This window comes from Actinomycetota bacterium (assembly GCA_019347675.1).
Classification (GTDB): domain Bacteria; phylum Actinomycetota; class Nitriliruptoria; order Nitriliruptorales; family JAHWKO01; genus JAHWKW01.
Genome location: JAHWKW010000067.1, coordinates 1 through 2,269, shown reverse-complemented (window position 1 = coordinate 2,269; position 2,269 = coordinate 1). Strand labels below are relative to the sequence as shown.

Here is a 2,269-nt window from a genome sequence, read left to right as displayed (position 1 = left end):
CTCCACCCCGTACACGTTGCGGATCAGCAGGTTGTTCAGCAGCCGGCAGACGATCGCCAGGGGGACCCGTACGGGTGCCGGCTGGCTCCGGCACCAGACCGCGACGCGGTGGACGACGAGCGCGTGCAGGCCGGGCAGCAGCGTGCGCCTGTTGTGGGTGATCCAGTCCTCGTGCAGCTGCTCACGCAGGCTTGCGGCGGTGGGCACGCGGCCAGGCTAGCGGGCCGTGGACGACCGCGAGACGCGCTTGAACGTCGTGCCGAGGACACCTCTACGCGTCTGCGCCTTCGGCACCGACACCCGCACCCCGGGCGTGGTCGCCTGGGCCGGGGGGGCGCTCAGGGTCGGGGCAGCGCCGGTCGCGGGTGCCGTGCCCGCGCGCATCGCGCGCCGCGCCGTGCCGCGCCAGGTTCTCGGCCACCTCGGCCTCGAGCGCCGCCACCAGCATCCGCCGCGCCCCTTCCCGCGCCAGCTCGTCCAGGCTCGCCCCGACGACGGCCACGGCCGTCCTGTCAGCGCTGCTGACCGGCCAGGACGACGAGGCCCTCGTCCGTTCCGCTCCGGTCCCGACCGGGTTCGACGTCCTCGACACGGCCCTCGGCGGGGGCATCAACGCCACCGAACTGCTGCTCCTAGGTGGGTTGCCCGGCGTCGGCAAGACCATCGCCGCGATCCAGATCGCCCGCAACCTCGCGCGTGACGGTCGGGACGTCGTGTACGCCTGCTACGAGCACACCACGGGTGACCTCCTCGCCCGTCTCCTCCTGTTGGAGCTGGGCGAGGAGGCCGATGCGCTGGACCCCCACCTGGAGCTGCTCCGGGACGTCGTCAGGACCAGCATGGTCGAGCCGGACGCGCTCCGAGAGCTGGTCGACCGCGAGCCGCTCCTGCAGGCGGCCATCGAGCGCATGCGCGACTACACCGACCGACTGTGGCTGGTGGCCGCCTCCGGTGCGCACACGGGTGTCGAGGAACTGGCCGCCCTCGTCGACGAGCACCTCCCGCAGGGCGGGCTACTGGTCGTGGACTACCTGCAGAAGGTCTCGGTGCGCCCCGAACCCTCCGACGAGACCGAGAAGGTGACCCGCATCGCCGAGGGCCTGAAGGAACTGGCGCTCAGCAGCCGGATCGCCGTCATCGCGATCGCTGCGGCGGACCGCAGAGCGTTGGACGCACCCAGGCTCCGGCTCCACCACCTGCGCGGATCCTCCGCGCTCGCCTACGAGGCGGATGTCGCGATCATCCTCAACGACAAGTTCCAGATCCTCTCCAAGGTCCACCTCGCCTACGACACCGCCCAGGCGGAGGGCGCCCGCAACTTCGTGGTGTTCAGCGTCGAGAAGAACCGCGGCGGACCGGCGCTGGTCGATCTCGAGTTCCGCAAGACCTTCACCCACTACCGGTTCGGTTCCCAGGGCGCCTACGTGCGTGAACGGCTGGTGGACGAGCGTCTCAACGTCGAGTAGCCAGGTGAGCCTCGACCGTACGGCGCCGCGGCTCGCGGCCCTCCTGGTCTCAGCGACGCTCCTCCTGGTCGCCTGTGGGAGCGACGCCGCCGTGGAGCGAGCATCCGACGCGGAAGCACCCACGTCCGGTTCGTCGGAGGCGGTGTCCTCTCCGGATCCGAGGCTCACACCGACGGTCGTCTGGGAGCCGTGCGAGGAGCCGTTCGAATGCGCCACCGTGCCCGTCCCGGTGGACCACGAGGTGCCAGAGGGGGAGACGCTCGATGTCGCGCTGATCCGCCTGCCGGCACCCGCCGCCGCGCGGCGCATCGGATCGCTGCTCGTCAACCCCGGCGGCCCCGGCGCGTCCGGGGTGGACTTCGTCCGCCACGCCGCCATCGAGACGATCCCCGCCGAGCTACGCGCCCGCTTCGACGTGGTCGGCTTCGATCCGCGAGGAGTCGGCGCGAGTCGCCCGGTGACCTGCGAGGCTGGTTCCGCAGGCTTCCTGTCGCACGACCTCGCGCCCGACGATCCCGCCGAGGCGGCGACCGTGCTGGCCGCGGCCGCCATGGACTCCTGCGGCAGGTCGCCTCCCTCCTGCCCGCCCTGCCCGGGCTCGGCGACCAGCTGCAGCTGCCGCCGGGTGAGCCGCTGCCGCCGGACGACGGCGCCCGGCCGGTCGCCGAAGTAGGCGGCGAAGGCGCTGTCGTAGCGGGCCTGGTCGTCCGGCGTGCCGCACAGGGTCAGCCGCCCGGCCCAGTAAACGTCCGCCCGCCGGACCGGGTCGAGCTGCGCCAGCGCCGACACGGCTGCGTGCACCC

The 2,269-nt window shown here is 72.6% G+C and carries 3 protein-coding genes; 2 read left to right on the top strand and 1 reads right to left on the bottom strand.

Going from position 1 to position 2,269, the window contains the following annotated elements; translation table 11 throughout:
- On the bottom strand, positions 1-207 hold a 207-nt coding region (locus KY462_16910; GenBank protein MBW3579379.1), incomplete at its 3' end, for a serine acetyltransferase.
- A 158-nt stretch (positions 208-365) separates the two neighbouring features.
- On the opposite strand from KY462_16910, the gene KY462_16905 reads away from it, so the two are divergent.
- Positions 366-1,466: an AAA family ATPase gene (locus KY462_16905; GenBank protein ID MBW3579378.1), complete on the top strand. Its 1,101-nt coding sequence runs from the start codon at positions 366-368 to the stop codon at positions 1,464-1,466.
- Positions 1,467-1,530: 64 nt separating this feature from the next.
- On the top strand, positions 1,531-2,139 hold the full coding sequence (locus KY462_16900) for an alpha/beta hydrolase (protein ID MBW3579377.1): 609 nt from the start codon (positions 1,531-1,533) through the stop codon (positions 2,137-2,139).
- Positions 2,140-2,269 lie beyond the last annotated feature (130 nt).